This is a genomic window from Streptomyces sp. NPDC001880, assembly GCF_053594575.1.
This window is the reverse complement of sequence record NZ_JBSFET010000022.1, coordinates 49,101-64,564: the sequence shown is the minus strand read 5'-3', so window position 1 is coordinate 64,564 and position 15,464 is coordinate 49,101. Positions and strand designations below refer to the sequence as shown.

Below are 15,464 nucleotides of genomic sequence, written 5' to 3'. Positions count from 1 at the left end.
GGGCCTGCGGCCCGCGAGTTCCCCCCGGTTCATGTGCCGTACGCCACACCGCAGAGGCTTCGGCCGCCCCCTCCGCGGAAGCGCGCGCCGGTGTTCCCGGGGTGGGGCGTGGGTGCGAGGATGAGCCCGCCATGACCCCAGGCCGCCTCCTCCGAGCCGTGCGGGCCGCGATGTTCGCGGCCGTCTGCGTGCTGCTCGCGGCGGTCGGCCACGTCCTGATGTCCGGTACCGATCTGCCCTGGTGGGCCCTCCTGTCCGCGTTCGCCGGTACGGCCTGCGCAGCCTGGTGCCCGGCCGGCCGGGAGCGGGGTCTGCCCACGGTCACGGCCGCGGCCGTCGTCGTCCAGGCCGTCCTGCACACCGTGTTCTCGGCTTCGCAGTCGGTCCTGCACCCGTCCCCGCCGACCGGGACGTCCTTCGTCCGCCAGTGGGCCGAGTCCATCACCTGCGGAGCCGGCAGTGCCGGGGCCATGTCCTTTGAGGACGCGCTGCGGATCGTCACGGACGCCGGACTCGGCGGGATGGTGACCCAGCCGCCTCCCGGCACGACGATGGGCGCCGCACACGGCGCGGGGCACCACATGGCGGGCGCGTCCTCGGCCGGCATGCTCGCCGTCCACCTTCTCGCCGCCGTCCTGTGCGGTCTCTGGCTCGCCTACGCCGAGCAGGGTGCCTTCCGGCTGCTGCGTGCTCTGGCCCACTGGCTACGGGTGCCGCTGCGGCTCCTGTCCGGCCTCCTCGCACGGACACCGCACCGCCCGCGCGTGCGGCCGGCGCGGGACCTCGGCACGCGGATGCTGCGCGGCCGTCTCCTCGTACACTCCCTCGCCTCACGGGGTCCGCCGACGGGAACCGCTGTCCTGTGACAGCCGGCTCCCCGGGCGCACGCTGACGGCCACCACCGCCGTGCCCCCGGGCATCGGTCCCGCCTTCTCGCGGGGCCGTATCCCCGTCACCGGTCCCGCCGCGCGCGAGACCGGCCTCCTTCACCTGTGAGGACCGTGCGGCAATGAATCCTGCCCTGCCCACCCAGCCCTGTCCGGACGGCCGCAAGCCGTCCCGGCACACTCCCCGATCCGACGCGGAGACGACCAGCCTGGCCCTGAGTGCCCGCGACGGCGATCCCGTCAAGACCGACCGCTTCGTCCGCTCCCTCCAGCACGACGTACGGCGGTACGTGATCTACCTCAGCGCCGACCCGCAGGCCGCCGACGACCTGACCCAGGACGTGTTCGTCCGCGCGCTGGCGGCGCTGCCCCGGTTCGAGGGGCGCTCGTCGGCCCGGACCTGGCTGCTCACCATCGCCCGGCGCACCGTCGTGGACAGCATCCGGCGCGCCGCCGCCCGCCCCCGGCTCTCCGACCGCGACTGGCAGGCCGCCGCCGAGCGGACCCAGCCGTCGGACGTGCCCGGCTTCGAAGAAGGCGTCGCGTTGGACGAGTTGCTGGCCCTGTTGCCCGTCGAACGGCGCAAAGCGTTCGTGCTCACCCAGTTGCTCGGGCTGGAGTACACCGAGGCGGCGACCGCGGTGGGCTGCCCGATCGGCACCATCCGCTCCCGCGTGGCGCGGGCACGCCACGACCTCATCGACCTGCTCAAGGACACCGAGCAGGCGACCGCGGCCACCGGTCCCACGTCAACTGCCCGGGCCACCGCGACACGCCCGGTCGGCCGGGACCGCCCGCCCGCCCGGCGACGCGTACCGGCGATCCCCCTGGGCTGACCCCGGGTGCGGGGCCCGGCGGCGGGGAGCTTCCTCCCACCGCCGGTCCCCGCAGGCCGTCACTTCCGCAGGGGCCGAGGTGGCTGCTCGGCGGCCCGCGTAGCCGGCGCGCAACCGAACCTTCCGCGTGACGCGGGTCACGTTTCGCTTCGGGAACTTGGGCCCCACCACCACCGACTCCTGATGTGCGGCGACCGGTTCCACCCGGTTCGCGACCGACGCCACGAGCAGGAGGTCCCTCATCCATGGGCCAGAGTTCAGCATCCGCGCCCCCGCAGGTGCCCGTCCGCAGGCTGCCGCCGCCGTCGCTGTGGTCCTTCCTCCTGCTCCTCGGGCTGATCTTCTGCGGGGCCTACGCCGTCGGCACAGTCTCGGGGCCGGTGGCTCCAGGCATGGTGGGGAGCCCCGGCTCCGGGGGCGGGCACGGCGATGCCGAGATGCCGATGGACCACTCGGGCGGTCACCGGTGAGTGCTGCGCACGTCCTGTCGGTGATCACCGACATCGAAGTGGGGGGCATGACCTGTGCGGCCTGCGTGCGGCGCGTGGAGCGCCGGCTCGGCAAGCTGGAGGGCGTGAACGCGGAGATCAACCTGGCCACCGGCCGGGCCAGGGTCGCCCACCCGCCGCACATCGCCTCGGGCGACCTCCTGTCGGCCGTCGAGGCCGCCGGATACACGGCCCAGCTGCCACCGCCTCCGGCCGAGCAGACCGGAGAGCCGGAACGGCACCGGGACACCGACCGCGAGGAGCGCCGTCGGCTCGTACTCGTGGCCCTGATGTCGGCGCCCGTCCTCGTACTGTCGATGGCGCCCCCGCTGCAGTTCCGGAACTGGCAGTGGCTGTGCTTCGCGCTGGCCGCCCAGGTGGCCGTCTGGGGTGCCTGGCCGCTGCACCGGCGCGCGCTGAGCGGGCTGCGGCACTCGGCCGCGACCATGGACACCTTGGTATCCCTCGGCGTGGCGGCTTCCTTCGGCTGGTCCGCGTACGCGCTGTTCCTGGGTGGCGCGGGCGCCCCGGGCATGCGGATGCCGTTCACCCTGGTGCCCTCGGCCGGTGACGGCGTGGCCCACGTCTACCTCGAAGCAGCGGTCGGCGTACCGCTGTTCGTGCTCCTCGGCCGCTACCTGGAAGGCCGGGCCCGGCACGGCACCGGAGCGGCGCTGCGCTCCCTGGCCCGGCTGGCCGCCAAGGAGGTGACGGTCCGCCTCGGCGACGGTACGGAGGCGGTGCTCCCGATCGAGCGGCTGCGGGCCGGCGACCTGTTCGTGGTACGGCCGGGTGAGCGCGTCGCCACGGACGGCGAGATCGTCGAAGGCAGCTCGGCCATGAATCTCTCCCTGGTCACCGGGGAGTCGGACCCGGTAGAGGTGGCACCCGGCGAGACGGTCACCGGCGGCGCTGTCAACGAAGGCGGCCTCCTGCTGGTGCGGGCCACCGCGGTCGGGGCCGACACCCAACTAGCCCGCATCACAAGGCTGGTGACGGATGCTCAAGCCGGAAAGGCCCGAGCTCAACGGCTCGCCGACTCCGTCGCCGGGGTGTTCGTACCCGTCGTCCTGGCTCTCGCCGTCACGGTGCTCGGCTTCTGGCTCGGTGCCGGAGCCGACCCGCAGGCCGCTGTCACCGCCGCCGTCGCCGTCCTGGTCGTCGCCTGCCCCTGCGCGCTGGGCCTGGCGACCCCGACCGCCCTGATGGCAGCCACCGGCCGAGGAGCACGGCTGGGCATCCTGATCAGCGGCCCGCAAGCCCTGGAGGGGCTCCGGCACATCGACACCGTGGTCCTCGACAAGACGGGCACCCTCACCACCGGGCACATGACCGTCGGCCGTGTCACCGAAACCCCGGGCGGTCTCGGAACGGAGCACGCCCTGCGACTGGCCGGCTCCGTGGAGAGCGGCTCCGAGCACCCCATCGGCCGGGCCATCGCCCAGCACGCACGGCGCGGCCGGCCCGGGGCCCACCTCCCCGCGGTCCGAGAGTTCCGGGCGCACCCGGGCCACGGGGTCAGCGGCCGGGTCGAAGGACGGCACGTGGAGGTCGGCACCCCGGACGGCACCGACCTGCCGAAGGCCCTGGACGCCGCCGCCGAGAAGGCCGAGGACGCCGCCCGCACCGCCGTACTGGTCCGCGTGGACGGCTCCGCCGAACTGCTCATCGAGGTGGCCGACCTGGTCCGGCCGGGCAGTTACCGGGCAGTCGACCGGCTCCGCCGCCTCGGCGTGCGCCCGGTGCTGGCCACCGGAGACCGGGCGGCAACGGCCCGAGCGGTCGCCGAGGACCTGGGCATCGCGGAGGTCCACTCCCGCTGCTCCCCCGAGGACAAGGCCGCGCTCGTCGCCCGCCTGCGCGACGAGGGACGGCGCGTCGCCGTCGTCGGCGACGGCGTCAACGACGCCGCCGCCCTGGCCGGTGCCGACCTCGGCGTCGCCATGGGAACCGGAACGGACGTCGCCATCGGCGCTGCCGACATCACGCTCGTCCGCGGCGACATCGAAGCGCTCGCCGACGCGGTCCGGCTCGCCCGGCACACCCTCGCCACCATCCGCGTCAACCTCGCCTGGGCCTTCGGTTACAACCTCGTCACCATGCCCCTGGCCATGGTCGGCCTGCTCAACCCGATGGTGGCGGCCGTCGCCATGTCCGCGAGTTCCGTCCTCGTGGTCGCCAACAGCCTTCGGCTGCGCACCTGGGAGCCCTCGCCCGGCCGACGGAACGGACCACGACGCCCAGGCGGCCACCGGCCGGCGGACAGGACTGCACGATGAAGACACCGACGCGCACACGACGCGGGGCACACACCGAAGCCGCCGCCTCCCGGACCTCCGTCCGGGACGCCCCCCGGCGGGCCACCCGAAGCCGCCTGCGCGAATCCCTCACCACGGGCGTCACCGTGCTGCTGGCCTGTGTCACCGCTCTCTGCGGCCTCGCCGCGTGGACCACGGCCGGATACGCCGGCCGGCCGGCGCGCATCGAGGTCCTGAGCGGGCACGTGCTGCTGCCGGTCCTCCCCGGACGGGCCACCAACGCCTACTTCCGCATCACCAACACCGGCGGGGCCCCCGACCGCCTGCTCTCGGCCACCGTCTCAGCAGCAGGCCGGGCCGAACTGACCGCACACCGCATGACACCGGACTCCGGGGCCTACCGGGAGTCCGTCGACGACCTCACCGTCCCCGCCGGCACCGAGCTCACGATGTCCCCCTTCGGCCCCGCCGTGACCGTGGCCGCCTCACCGACGTGGCGCACCGGTGACCGGATCACCTTCACCCTCGGCTTCGAGCGGTCCGGCCCCGTCACCGTCGAAGCGGTCGTACGGCCACCCACCGAGGCCTGGGCCTGGTAGGTGACCCACCCGAGCCGGACTCACGCGCGCGGACATGCCGCCGTTGTCCCTGGGGTGCGGCGACCGCGGAAAGAGACCGAAGTACCTGGCTGATTCACGCTGCCCTGATCGGCTCGGGAGGGCAGGACGAAGCCGGAGCTCGCGGGACCGTTCTCGATCGCCCGCGGGCTGTATCCGGCCAGGGCATGGGGGGCCTGCCCCGAGCCGGCCCTGACGTCGGACACCGCCGATACCCTTGGCCCGTACGCGCGCGACCGTCGCGCGGCCTTCGGCAGATCTTCGAGGTGGGGACCAGAGTGAACACAACGCCGCTGAGCCCGGACGATCCGGCCGAGCTGGGCGGGTTCACGCTGCTGGGACGGATCGGCCACGGCGGCATGGGCCAGGTCTACCTCGGCGAGTCCGCTGCCGGTGAGGCCGTCGCGGTGAAGGTGATCAAACCCACGGTCGTCGATTCGGAGACCCGGCAGCGGTTCGCCCAGGAGATCGAGGTCCTCAAGACGGTCTGGGGACCGCGCGTCGCCGCGTTCGTGAAGGCCGACACGGAGTCGGAGCAGCCGTGGCTCGCGACCGAGTACGTGGAGGGCCCCGACCTGCGTCGGCTCCTCGACACCCGGGGTGTCCTGTCGCCTCTGGCGGCCGCTTCGCTCGGAGCGACCCTTGCCGAGGCGCTGGCCGGAGTCCACAGCCAAGGGCTGCTGCACAGGGACCTCAAGCCGGCGAACATCCTGCTCGGCCCCAACGGCCCCAAGATCATCGACTTCGGCCTCGCCGTCTTCGCCGAGTCCAGCGCCTCCCTCACCGCACCGAACATGGTGATGGGCACTCCTGCCTGCATGTCTCCGGAGCAGGCGAACGGGGAGAAGCCGCTGACGGCCCCGGTGGACGTGTACGCGCTCGGGGCGGTGCTGCTCTTCATGACCACGGGCCACTATCCGTACCGGGCCGATCACGTACAGGTGCTGTTCAGTCACATCGTCGACCCCGCCAAGGCTCCCGACCTGTCGGGGGCCCCAGAGGAACTGGTCGGCCTCCTGTCGTCCATGCTCCGGCACGCGCAGCACGACCGTCCGACGATGGACGAGGTGGTCACCCAGTGCGTGGCGGTCATCAAGGCGCACGGGGCGACCGTGGCCCAGGCCCGACGGCAGCTGGCCTCCCTCACCACGGTCGCGTACGAACCGCCGGAACCCTCCCCCGTGCCGGCTCCCGCCCCGCCGCCCACGGATGCCGAGGCCTTCGCCGAGGTGTCGACCCTCCTGGCCCCGAACCCCGTGGCGGTGGCGCCGACCGCCCCACTGCCGCAGCAGTCCGCCGCCCCCGCCCGCCCGCCGGGCTACACCCCGACGGTGGCGGTGACCACCCCGGACGCCGAGCCCACATCCGAAGCCGCGCCGCAGCCCACGCCCGCGCCGCCCGCCGGCCCGCGCCGTTCCGCCGCCGCGCTCCGGATCGCGGCACAGTTGCGGGAGACGTACGCGTCGACAGCGCCGTTCTGAGCGGGCCGACAGGCAGAGCGGCGCCAGGGCGGGCCGGACAGAGGTGACCATCGCCCCTGGTCCCGGGCCGTGGCCCGCACGAAGATCTACACAGTTCAGCAGCTATCAGGAGGTATCGCGGGTGACCGCCCAGCAGTACAGTCGGCAGCCCGTCCCGGGCACCGGTACGAGTCTCCCGCCCGGCGCCCAGATCGTCGTACGCGATGAGGAATGGCTGGTCAAGAACGTCACCCGGACCGATCACGACGGCGATCGCATCGAGGCCGTCGGGATCTCCGAGTTCGTCCGCGATCAGGAGGCCGTCTTCTTCACGGGCCTGGAGCGCACCCGCGACGGCGCGCCCGGCATCGAGCTGATGGACCCCGCCAAGACCACCCTGATCAGCGACGACTCGCCGAACTTCCGCCGCAGCCGGCTCTTCCTCGAAGCGATTCTCCGCAAGACCCCGCTGCCCCAGTCCGAGCGCGGTCTGGCCCTCGCCGACAGCTTCCTGCTCGACTCGCTCCCCTACCAGCAGCGGCCCGCACAGCTCGCGCTCTCGGGCCGGAACCTGCGCCCGCGCATGCTGATCGCGGACGTCGTCGGCCTCGGCAAGACCCTGGAGATCGGGCTCACCCTCGCGGAGCTGATCCGCCGCGGCCGCGGTGAGCGGATCCTCGTCGTGACCCCGCAGCACGTTCTGGAGCAGTTCCAGCACGAGTTGTGGACACGGTTCGCCATCCCGCTGATCCGCCTCGACTCCGCGGGCATCGAACGGATCCAGCGGGAGATCCCGGCGGGCCGCAACCCCTTCACGTTCTTCAAGCGCGTGATCGTCTCGATCGACACCCTCAAGAACACCGATCAGTACAAGCACCACCTGGAGCACATCCGGTGGGACGCCGTCGTCATCGACGAGTCGCACAACCTGATCAACCGCGGTTCGCTGCGCAATGCGCAACCAGCTCGCGCAGCTCCTCGCCCCGCAGACGGACGCCCTCATCCTCGCCAGCGCCACCCCGCACAACGGCAACGCCCGCTCGTTCGCCGAGCTGATCGCGCTGCTCGACCCGGCGGCGATCCGTGACCCGGAGCGGTACTCGGCCGAGGACATCAAGCACCTGTTCATCCGCCGCACCAAGGTCAGCGCCGAGGTGCGGGAGAAGATGTCCGGCCAGTGGGCCGACCGGGGCCCTTCCGAGTCGGTGCACTGTCCGGCGACCCCGGCCGAGGAGAAGATCTTCGAGGAGCTGGCCCAGGTCTGGCTGCCCGCCGAGGGCCGCTCGGTGAGCGAGGTCCCGCTCTTCCCGTACACGCTGCTCAAGTCCTTCCTCTCCTCGCACACCGCCCTGAGCTCGACGGTCGAGACCCGTATCAAGACGCTGGAGAAGAAGAACGACCCGGACGCGACGGGCGCCGAACTGGCCGCTCTCCAGCGTCTGCGGGAGCTGACGGCCGGTCTGACCGCGCAGGATTCGGCCAAGTTCGCTGCCCTCGTCGAGCAGTTGAAGGCGATCGGGGTCGGGCCGCGCAGCGAGACACGCGTCGTGGTCTTCTCCGAGCGCGTCCAGACCCTGGAGTGGCTGCGGTCCGCCGTGCCGGCCGCGCTCGGTTTCAAGGGCAAGGCCCTGAAGGAAGCGGCCCGTGTGATGCACGGCGGCCTCTCCGACGAGCAGCAGATGAGTTGCGTCGAGGACTTCGGCCTCGCCGACGCACCCGTACGCATCCTCTTCACCGGTGATGTGGCCTCCGAGGGTGTCAACCTCCACCGGCAGTGCCATCAGCTCATCCACTACGACGTTCCGTGGTCGCTGATCCGCATCGAGCAGCGCAACGGCCGTATCGACCGTTACGGTCAGGTCCACAAGCCGCAGTTCCGCGCCCTGATCCTGACCAGCGAGGTGGACGGCGCGAAGGACGACCGCACGGTCGCCGAGCGTCTCCTTGAGCGGGAGGACGAGGCACACCGCTCGCTCGGCACGGCGGAGACGGTCTCCGGCCTGTACCGCGCGGAGACCGAGGAGGGACTCGAGTACCAGCGCATGGTCATCGCGGGGGTTCGGGACGGACTCGTGCCCCGGGAGGCGGTCACCCGCCTACGGAACGCCGATGCCGTCCGCTACCGGCGCGAGCTCCAGCGGGCCCGCTCGCTGCTCTTCGTTGCGGCCACCCGGTCCCGGGACAGCCTCGCCATCTTCTGGCACGGCCGTCCGAGCCCGTTTCTCGAACCGCTCATGCGCTTGCCCGCTTCATGAGCACGCCGGGCAGGAGGATCGCCCGAGGCCCGTGACTTCCCGTGCACGACTCCTCCACGACGGCGCGGACGCTGCAGGCGCGTTGGAGTCGGCAGTCGCCCGAATCGTGTGTCGCCGTGCTTTGAACCGTGACCCCCTATCGGTCGATGCAGCGCCCCACGGCGTCGCCAGCCCCGCCGCCTCCAAGTGGACGCGCGGTCTCGCGGAGATCACTCGTCCGGCGTCAGCGGACCGGGCGTCGAGACGCATTTACGCAGCAGCAGCGCTGCGGCACCAGTGAAAACCAGCGGCACGCACAAGGCGAAGAGGATCCGCGGAATGCCCCACCCGGCACCGATCATGATTCCGCCGAGCAGGCCGCTGGTGAGGGTACCGAGGCGGCCGACTCCGCTCATCCATCCCATGCCCGTGGCTCGCAGCGTCGCCGGGTAGGCCATTGTCCCCACCGCCTGGAGCGAGCCCATGGAACCGCCCAGGCACACTCCGAGTGCAGAGATCACGGTCGAAAGACCGGCGTACCCCGTGCCCACGGCCGCAGTGACACACACGGCGAGGCCGCTGAGCGCCGACGCCAAGGCGAGGAATCGGAAGCGGTCATACCTCCTGAGGAAGAACGACGCCAGGAGCTGTCCGCACAGGGTCCCGGCACCGAACAGCCCGACGACGACTCCGATGCGGTCTGCCGTCGGTCCGGCATGCGCAACCATGAGCGGCAGATAGTTGAGGAGGAGATAGACCACGCCCAGCAGGACGAAGTAACAGAGCCAGATCAAGAGCGTCGTCGGCGCGAAGGATCGAGAGAGCACGATCGCGCTGAGCTTCCTCGTCGGTTGCCGCTCCTCGTGGCGGCCGCTGGTCAGGTCGACGTGCGAGATGTCCCGGCCGGGCGCCAGCAGGGAGAGGCTTTCGCGGATCTGTTCAGCCGGCCGTCCGCGTGAGAGAAGGACGCTCACGGATTCCGGGACGTAGGCCATGAGGAAGGGGACGAGCAGCAGAGGGGCGAGTCCGCACAGTGCGAGCAGCGCCGGCCATCCGAAGCCCGGAATCACCGCCGATGCGAGGAAGCCGCCCGCGACCGTCCCCGCCGCAATGCCCGAGAAGGCGAGCGTCACCACCGGTGCGCGGCGACGGGCCGGAGTCGAGTCGGCGACGATCGCCATGACGACCGGTGCCACCGCACCGAGTCCGGCGCACGCCACGACGCGCAGGGTCGCGAAGGCCTCGATGGTGGTGGCGAGTCCCATCGCCGCCGTGGCCACCCCGAAGAGCAGGATTCCCGTGACGGTCACGCCCCTGCGCCCGTACCGGTCGGCCAGCGGCCCTGCCACCGCACCGCCGACCGCCATGCTCAGCACGCCGGCGGTCACGGTGGTGGTCACCGCGCTCATCGTTATGCCCCAGTCGCGCACGATGTTCGGGTAGACGAAGCTCGCGATGGTGATGTCAAGCCCTTCGGAGACCATCACCGCGAGGCCGAGCAGGGCGATGAGCCGCTGCCGCGGTCCCATCGGGTTCGAGTCGATGAACTCCTGAACGCTCAGCCGTAGTGGGGTGGATCGTCGGGACTCCGGTGGAGATTCGAGCGGCATCTGGGACCTTTCGTCGGAGGGGCAGAGGGGCCGGTCCGTGCTGGTTCCGTCAGCTTCCGGTCCATTTCGGTGGGCGCTTCTCGGTGAACGCGCGCGGCCCTTCCAGCGCGTCCCTGCTGTGCATGCGCTGTTCCTCCCACACGTAGCGGGTAGCGAACGCCTGCTCCAGCGGCATGGTGGCGGAGACGGCCGCGGCCTCCTTGGCGGCCCGGAGGGACAAGGGCGCGCAGCTCAATACGTCCTCCAGCCAGCCGGACACGCAGGCATCCAGGGCGTCGGCCGGCACCACCTCGTTGACCAGGCCCAGCTCGTACGCCCGCGCCGCGGTCATGCGGCGCCCGGTCAGCAGATGTCCCATGGCCACGCGGTAGGGCGCCTGCCGGGTCAGTCGGAAGACCCCACCGGCACCGGCGATCAGGCCGAGCTTCGCCTCCGTCAGCGCGAACTCGGCGTGCTCTGCGGCGATCACGATGTCACAGGCCAGAGCCAGCTCGAAGCCACCGCCCAGGGCGTAGCCGTTCACCCGGGCGATCAGCGGCTTGGACATCGAGAACCGTTCGGTCAGCCGGGGCCAGCCCGGCTTGTCCCGACTGCCGAAGGTGGAGGTGGCGGTGCCCTCGTCGACCCGGCGAACCAGCTCTTTGAGGTCCTGGCCCACGGAGAAGGACCGCTCACCGGCTCCGGTGAGGACACCCACCCAGATGCCGTCGTCCGCCTCGAAATCATCCCAGACGGCAGCCAGTTCGGCATGCATGCGCAGATCCATGGCGTTCAGTGCCTGCGGACGGTCCAGGGTGATGTACGCGACGCGCTCGCGCTTCTCGTAGCGGAGGCACTGTAAGGCGTCGAGCATCCGTCATTCCTCATTCTTGGAGTGATTTGGCTGATCGGGGCAGACTTGCGGGCGTGACCTGGAGATCACGCCCTTGCGGTGTGAGGGCGCTGTCCACCGAGTCCCGTCCCTGTGGCAAGCACCCGCTGCTGGGCACACAAGGAGGGGTGCCCGAAGGGGATGAAAGGGGGCCGGCCGGCGGGCTCGGGCGGCCTCCGTGTCGGAGTGTGGGACCGGAACCGACCGCCATGCCGGGCTGGTCTCTGACCGATGTATGGGTCACACCCGGTTTCGCGGCGGCCGTCGCCGTGTCACAGCAAGGACCGCGCCCACCTCTCCACCGCCTCGGCCGTGGTCGTGGAGTGCTCCTCCAGCATCGTGAAGTGATCACCCGTCACCTCAGCGACCTCATGGGAGAGATTCCAGGAGGCGATCCGCCTCTCATCGGCCCCGTACGGCGTGGCCGCGTGGACCAGCAGGGTGGGAGCCTCGATCGGTTCGGGCTTCCAGTCCCCGAAGAGGCGCGCGTAGGACCTCATCGCCGTCAGCCGGTAGTCGTCGATCGTGACAAGTCGACTGTCACGCTCCAGCATGCCGTCGACCATGACGCCGTGTCCACGCGGATCATCCCCGCTCGCCGGGGTGTCGAGGAGGGCGATCCCGGTGGGAGCCTTGTCCATCCGCTCCAGGGCCGCCGCCACCTCGTGGGCCGCCCAACCGCCCGCGGATCGGCCGACCAGCAGCAGGGGGGCTTCATCGGTCATCTCGAGGATCGTCCGGGCATGGAGCTCCGCGAGGACCTCGACCGAACTCGGCAGCGGTTCGCCCGGGAAGAATCCTGGGTGGGCCAGCGCCGCCACCTTCCATGCGTCACTGAATCCGTCCGCGAAGCGGGCGTACACGTGCACACCGGCGATCGCGCTGAAGGAGGGCAGACACACGACCGTCGGCTGGGCAGCCCCACGACCGAGCCAGGCCGGGACGCGCCGGACGGCTGGGTCCCCGGGGTCGCTGAAGGTCTTCCGCATCCGAGCGGCGGTTTCGGTCAGGGACATGACGTCCTCGATGCGCCCAGCCCCGGCCGCCTCCCGGAACAGCTCGGTGAGCAGCCCGGAGCCGTCCGGTCCGAACCGGCCGTCGGTCGCGTGCCGTCCCGGGGAGACGCCCTCCAGGCAGGAGTCGATGAAGGCCGCGACGGATGCAAGGTCGTCGTGTTCGAGGACGAGCGTGGTGGGCAGTCGGAGACCCAGCGTGCGGCTGAGCCGGTTGCGCAGCTCGATCGCGGTCAGAGAGTCGAAGCCCAGTTCCTGACGGGTGCGGTCCGCCGTGACCGTCGTGCCGGCGTGGCCGAGAGTCTCGGAGGCCGCGGCCAATACGAGCTCGGTGACGGCGGCCAGCCGCTCGGCCCCGGTCAGACCGGCGAAGGGCCCGCCCGCTCCGCCGCCGTTCATCGCGCCCGCGCCGTTTCCGGTCGTCTCCTCCGTCCGGTGATCGAGGGACGGGTTCGCAGAGGGCGAGGCGGGCGTCGTCGTGGAGAACGGCTGGTCCTCGATCCAGTAGGACCGGTACTGGAAGGGATACGTGGGAAGATCCACCAGCTTGCCGTGCCCGTCGAACAGCCGGCTCCAGTCGACCGTGCCTCCGTCGACGTGCAGTTGGGCCAGGGCCGTGACGAGCGATTCTGTCTCCGGGCGGTCCGCGCGCAGTGCCGCCGCGAAGACCTGCTCCTCGGCGTCGGACACGATCCGCTGCGTCAGGGCGGTCAGGACGCCGCCCGGTCCGACCTCCAGCCAGCGGACGGCCCCGGCCTCGCAAGCCCGTGCCACGGCGTCCGCGAAGCGGACCGGAAGGCGCACGTGCCGTACCCAGTACTCGGGGTCCACGACTTCGGCGGGCAGACCGGCCAGTACGGGTTCGTGGAGCTCCAGCCCCGCCACGACCTGGCGGAAATCCGCCAGCATTGGATCCATCAGGGGCGAGTGAAAGGCGTGGCTGACCGTCAGCCGGTGGGTGCGCACGCCTTGTTCGCGCCACGCGTCCACGAGCTTGAGGACCTCGGCCTCCTGGCCGGACAGCACGACGGAGCCGGGGCCGTTGACCGCGGCCAGCGCGACCCGGTCCTCCAGTCCGGCCAGCGCCGCCGACGCCTCGGTCTCGGAGACCTCCACCGCCGCCATGGCGCCGCCCGCGGGCAGCGCCTGCATCAGACGACCCCGCGCCTCCACCAGCCGGCAGGCATCCTCCAGGGACATTACGCCGGCTGCATGGGCCGCGGCCACCTCGCCCACTGAGTGGCCCACGACGGCATGGACATCGATGCCCAGGCTGCGTATCAGCCGGTACAGGGACACCTCCACCGCGAAAAGGGCCACCTGTGCGTAGCGCGTCTGGTCGAGCAGACCGTCCTGCGTGGCACCGAAGACCACCTCCTTCAGAGGCAGACCGGTGAGCTCCGCGATCGCGTCGAACGACTGCGCGAAGACGGGGTGGGCCTCGTACAGCTCCCGTCCCATGCCGAGGCGCTGACTGCCCTGACCGGAGAAGAGCAGAGCGGTACCGCCCGGCCGTGCGACGCCGCTCATCTGCCTGGTGGTGGCGCCCCGGAGGAGTACCGCCCGGTGCCGGAACACTGTGCGCCGCGCGAGCGTGTGGCTCACGTCCACGGGGTCGGCCGACCCTTCCGCCACGGACTCACGCAGCCGCGTGATCTGGTCCCGCAGCGCACCCGCGTCCCGCCCGGACACGGGCCAGGGCACCAGGGACGGTACGGCGTCCGGTGAGGCCTCGCCGACCATGCCGACGGCGGTGGGGCCGACGGCCGAGTCCGGCTCGGGAATCTCGGGTGCTGCCTCGATGATCACATGGGCGTTCGTACCGCTGATGCCGAACGAGGACACCGCCGCCCGGCGGGACCGGCCTGTCTCGGGCCACGCGCGCCGGTTCGTCAGGAGCTTCACCGCGCCCGCCGACCAGTCGACGTGCGGTGTCGCCTCGTCCGCGTGCAGGGTCTTGGGCAGGATGCCGTGCCGCATGGCCTCGATCATCTTGATCACTCCGCCGACCCCGGCCGCGGCCTGCGTGTGGCCCATGTTCGACTTCATCGAACCCAAGTAGAGAGGCTTGTCGGCGTCGCGTTCCTGGCCGTACATGGCCAGGAGTGCCTGGGCCTCGATCGGGTCCCCCAGCTTTGTCCCGGTGCCGTGTCCCTCGACGACGTCGATGTCCCGCGCCGTGAGGCCCGCGTGTGCCAGGGCCTTGCGGATCACCCGCTGCTGGGAAGGGCCGTTGGGAGCCGAGAGTCCGTTGGAGGCGCCGTCCTGGTTCACTGCTGATCCGCGCAGGACCGCGAGGACCGGGTGGCCGTTGCGCCGGGCGTCCGACAGCCGCTCGACGAGCAGCATGCCCGCGCCCTCCGCCCAGCCCGTTCCGTCGGCGCCGGCACCGAACGCCCGGCACCGCCCGTCGGGCGACAGACCCCGCTGCCGGCTGAACGACAGGAAGGCGCGCGGTGACGCCATGATCGTGACTCCACCGGCCAGCGCGAGCCCGCACTCCCCGGAGCGCAGCGCGTGCGCCGCCTGATGCAGGGCGACCAGCGACGACGAGCACGCCGTGTCCACCGTCACCGCCGGCCCCTCGAAGCCGAAGGTGTACGAGATGCGGCCCGAGGCCACGCCGCCGGAGAGGCCGGTGACGAGGTAGGGCTCCAGCGTGTCCGGCACCTGTGCGGTCGCGTAGTCGTGGTGGACGACACCGGTAAACACACCCGTGTCGCTGCCGCGTAGCGCGGCCGGGTCGATCCCAGCACGCTCGAGCGCCTCCCAGGCGGTCTCCAGGAGCAGCCGCTGCTGCGGGTCCATCGCCTGCGCCTCCCGGGGCGAGACGCCGAAGAAGTCCGCGTCGAACAGGGCCGCGTCGTGCAGGAAGCCTCCCTCTCGGGCGTTGCAGGTCCCGGGTCGGTCGGGATCGGGATCGTAGATGCCCTCGATGTCCCAGCCCCGGTTCGTCGGGAACCCGGAGATGGCATCCCGCTCCTCCAGGACCAGCCGCCACAGGTCCTCGGGTGAACGCACTCCGCCGGGGTAGCGGCATGCCATGCCCACGATGGCGATCGGCTCGCGGCTCGCCGACGTCGCGCTGTGCAACTGCCGACGGGTCTCGCGCAACTCGGCGGTGACCTTCTTGAGGTAGTCGACCAGCTTCTCCTCGGTACCCGTCACGTTCTTCTCGGCACCCGTCACG

11 protein-coding genes are annotated in these 15,464 nt (G+C 71.5%); 8 read left to right on the top strand and 3 right to left on the bottom strand.

Annotated elements, in window-relative coordinates; translation table 11 throughout:
* The first annotated feature begins 131 nt into the window (after positions 1-131).
* From ACWCQ6_RS15550 to ACWCQ6_RS15515, 8 genes are all read left to right on the top strand, one after another.
* Positions 132-866, top strand: a complete 735-nt coding sequence (locus tag ACWCQ6_RS15550; RefSeq protein WP_451089368.1) for a hypothetical protein — start codon at positions 132-134, stop codon at positions 864-866.
* A gap of 143 nt (positions 867-1,009) precedes the next feature.
* Complete coding sequence (locus tag ACWCQ6_RS15545) at positions 1,010-1,723, top strand: sigma-70 family RNA polymerase sigma factor (protein WP_451089366.1); 714 nt, start codon at positions 1,010-1,012, stop codon at positions 1,721-1,723.
* A 245-nt stretch (positions 1,724-1,968) separates the two neighbouring features.
* The gene (locus ACWCQ6_RS15540; RefSeq protein WP_451089364.1) at positions 1,969-2,193 is read left to right on the top strand and encodes a hypothetical protein; all 225 of its coding nucleotides are present in this window, start codon (positions 1,969-1,971) and stop codon (positions 2,191-2,193) included.
* Positions 2,194-2,240: 47 nt separating this feature from the next.
* Complete coding sequence (locus ACWCQ6_RS15535) at positions 2,241-4,490, top strand: heavy metal translocating P-type ATPase (protein WP_451089431.1); 2,250 nt, start codon at positions 2,241-2,243, stop codon at positions 4,488-4,490.
* Positions 4,487-5,068 (top strand): copper chaperone PCu(A)C, encoded by a 582-nt coding sequence (locus ACWCQ6_RS15530; protein ID WP_451089362.1) that lies wholly within the window; start codon positions 4,487-4,489, stop codon positions 5,066-5,068. Before ACWCQ6_RS15535 ends, ACWCQ6_RS15530 begins: the two co-directional genes overlap by 4 nt.
* A 296-nt stretch (positions 5,069-5,364) precedes the next feature.
* Positions 5,365-6,567, top strand: a complete 1,203-nt coding sequence (locus ACWCQ6_RS15525) for a serine/threonine-protein kinase (RefSeq protein ID WP_451089360.1) — start codon at positions 5,365-5,367, stop codon at positions 6,565-6,567.
* A 121-nt stretch (positions 6,568-6,688) separates the two neighbouring features.
* Positions 6,689-7,633, top strand: a complete 945-nt coding sequence (locus ACWCQ6_RS15520) for an SNF2-related protein (RefSeq protein WP_451089358.1) — start codon at positions 6,689-6,691, stop codon at positions 7,631-7,633.
* A gap of 79 nt (positions 7,634-7,712) precedes the next feature.
* Positions 7,713-8,801, top strand: coding sequence for a C-terminal helicase domain-containing protein (locus ACWCQ6_RS15515; protein ID WP_451089429.1), 1,089 nt, complete (start codon positions 7,713-7,715; stop codon positions 8,799-8,801).
* Between the two features lie 209 nt (positions 8,802-9,010).
* Here ACWCQ6_RS15515 and ACWCQ6_RS15510 read toward each other — a convergent pair whose 3' ends face one another.
* From ACWCQ6_RS15510 to ACWCQ6_RS15500, 3 genes are all read right to left on the bottom strand, one after another.
* Positions 9,011-10,309, bottom strand: coding sequence for an MFS transporter (locus ACWCQ6_RS15510; RefSeq protein ID WP_451089356.1), 1,299 nt, complete (start codon positions 10,307-10,309; stop codon positions 9,011-9,013).
* A gap of 130 nt (positions 10,310-10,439) precedes the next feature.
* Positions 10,440-11,243, bottom strand: a complete 804-nt coding sequence (dpgD, locus tag ACWCQ6_RS15505) for an enoyl-CoA-hydratase DpgD (protein WP_451089354.1) — start codon at positions 11,241-11,243, stop codon at positions 10,440-10,442.
* Between the two features lie 290 nt (positions 11,244-11,533).
* The gene (locus ACWCQ6_RS15500; protein ID WP_451089352.1) at positions 11,534-15,463 is read right to left on the bottom strand and encodes a type I polyketide synthase; all 3,930 of its coding nucleotides are present in this window, start codon (positions 15,461-15,463) and stop codon (positions 11,534-11,536) included.
* Position 15,464: the final 1 nt, after the last annotated feature.

Excerpts from the sequence above, each read along its gene's own strand:
- ACWCQ6_RS15550 (WP_451089368.1), top strand. The coding sequence starts at position 132 with ATGACCCCAGGCCGCCTCCTCCGAGCCGTGCGGGCCGCGATGTTCGCG.
- ACWCQ6_RS15545 (WP_451089366.1), top strand. The coding sequence starts at position 1,010 with ATGAATCCTGCCCTGCCCACCCAGCCCTGTCCGGACGGCCGCAAGCCG.
- ACWCQ6_RS15540 (WP_451089364.1), top strand. The coding sequence starts at position 1,969 with ATGGGCCAGAGTTCAGCATCCGCGCCCCCGCAGGTGCCCGTCCGCAGG.
- ACWCQ6_RS15535 (WP_451089431.1), top strand. The coding sequence starts at position 2,241 with ATGACCTGTGCGGCCTGCGTGCGGCGCGTGGAGCGCCGGCTCGGCAAG.
- ACWCQ6_RS15530 (WP_451089362.1), top strand. The coding sequence starts at position 4,487 with ATGAAGACACCGACGCGCACACGACGCGGGGCACACACCGAAGCCGCC.
- ACWCQ6_RS15515 (WP_451089429.1), top strand. The coding sequence starts at position 7,713 with ATGTCCGGCCAGTGGGCCGACCGGGGCCCTTCCGAGTCGGTGCACTGT.
- ACWCQ6_RS15510 (WP_451089356.1), bottom strand. The coding sequence starts at position 10,309 with ATGGGACCGCGGCAGCGGCTCATCGCCCTGCTCGGCCTCGCGGTGATG.
- dpgD (WP_451089354.1), bottom strand. The coding sequence starts at position 11,243 with ATGCTCGACGCCTTACAGTGCCTCCGCTACGAGAAGCGCGAGCGCGTC.